Source organism: Herminiimonas contaminans (assembly GCF_015645465.1).
GTDB classification, from domain to species: domain Bacteria; phylum Pseudomonadota; class Gammaproteobacteria; order Burkholderiales; family Burkholderiaceae_D; genus Oxalicibacterium; species Oxalicibacterium contaminans.
Map to the genome: position 1 here is coordinate 1 of NZ_JADOEL010000047.1, position 1,587 is coordinate 1,587.

General features: G+C 45.2%; 2 protein-coding genes and 1 tRNA gene. 2 read left to right on the forward strand and 1 reads right to left on the reverse strand.

Features of this window, described 5'->3' with window-relative positions:
* Positions 1 to 570, forward strand: a 570-nt coding sequence (locus IXC47_RS19245; RefSeq protein WP_230089678.1) for a hypothetical protein, incomplete at its 5' end; no start/stop codon positions are given.
* A 228-nt stretch (positions 571 to 798) separates the two neighbouring features.
* Positions 799 to 1,047 (forward strand): hypothetical protein, encoded by a 249-nt coding sequence (locus IXC47_RS19250; protein WP_195876766.1) that lies wholly within the window; start codon positions 799 to 801, stop codon positions 1,045 to 1,047.
* Positions 1,048 to 1,058: 11 nt separating this feature from the next.
* On the opposite strand, the gene IXC47_RS19255 is transcribed toward IXC47_RS19250, so the two are convergent.
* Positions 1,059 to 1,134 (reverse strand) — tRNA-Thr (locus tag IXC47_RS19255).
* Positions 1,135 to 1,587 lie beyond the last annotated feature (453 nt).

A 1,587-nucleotide genomic window follows, 5' to 3' on the forward strand; every position in this document is an offset into this window, starting at 1 on the left:
GCTGGCTATGGACCTATAATCACGAACGCCCCAACATGGCCATCGGAGGCATCACCCCAAAACAGAAACTGGCCCTGGCCGCATAGTCTCTACTCTCAAGTCGCTTTAAAAATGGGGGGATTACCCAACGAAGGAGAGCTTCTGTTTTTCAAAAATTTTATTCATACCCACTGGAAAGAAAAAGATTTTTATAAGGTGAGCGTTGATCTTGACCTTAGCGGCATTGAAATAGAAGAGCTTCAGGTAACTTTTTCCGAACTTTATGAAAAGTATCTGCCTAAGCAGGCTAAAAGAAATGGGAAACACGGAGCACTAGAGCAGGAGGATGCGGATGCGGAGCGAGAAGATGAAATTGAACTGAAACTTTCCTTTGTAGATTTCCTGGACTTTATGATTGCGCTACGCAATCGCTACTTCCATTTTTTACAAGGAACTTGGCAGGAAAATTTAAAGACACGTCAGATAGTGTTCCCGGACCTGTTTTTCAAACCACTTGTTGCACCAGGTATCAATTGGGTGGCCCAGGCCATGTTTGAAGTAGTTTCTTTTGACGTCGATAATCACTTGTAAGGCAATTTGCTGAATACCGAGTGGCAAGGTATTTTTTCCTTCGCATCTACTCCTCATTCGTCGAAACTGCCCCCAATAAGCATACAGTTCGCGAAAATAAAAAGGGTTACCGTAAAACGGTACGGGTGCTTCATCTCTATCAATTGTCGCTAAAACGCTAGTTACGGGAGCTGAGCCTTCTGAGGCTTTGCTCCGTGCTCGTGCAAAGCGCGCTCGTAAGCGGGGAAAATGATGGCTTTAACTTCTGAAGCTGAGCTTTTTGTTCAAGACTTGGCCGCTGTGGTCAATAAATGTGAAAACCCGTACTCTGTTGCGGCCTTCGTTGTTCATGGTTTCCTGAAGTCTTTATCGCTTCCTATGGACGATAAGCACGATATTCTTTCTGACGTTTCCGATATTTTTGACGGTGTCCCGCCCTCAGCTCGATCTGGCTTTGCCCTTGAAGGCAGAAAAGGAAAAAGGGCTAGCCGAAGCTAACCCTTTTAATTTGGTGCTGATGAGGCGAATCGAACACCCGACCTACTGATTACGAATCAGTTGCTCTACCAACTGAGCTACATCAGCGAAGCCGACTATTCTATCAAAAAATAGTATTTAACTGTTGCGTAAAACAGGCCTTGCATGGCAATTCAAAGACTTTGCCGCTTAAAATTTCAGCAGTTGCAAGGTAGATGTTGCGACGCCCTGGAAGAATCCACGATCAAAAGTCTTGATATAGGAAGCTTGGTACATGTGCCGACAGCCGTGCATACTTCATTACTAGCGCTATTAAGTACAAATTCTGCGCAATTTCTGCATCGATGCACGCCATCGTTTGAGCGCATATCCACATGTGCAGCGGATCTTTAGCCTCGAATCGGAGATGAATAAAAGCGCACGCACAAAAGTGTCGCGCAAAGCAAAAACCCTCCAGTATTTCTACTGAAGGGTTTTCTAAATAAAAGCCTGACGATGACCTACTTTCACACTGGTTGCAGCACTATCATCGGCGCAAAGTCGTTTCACGGTCCTGTTCGG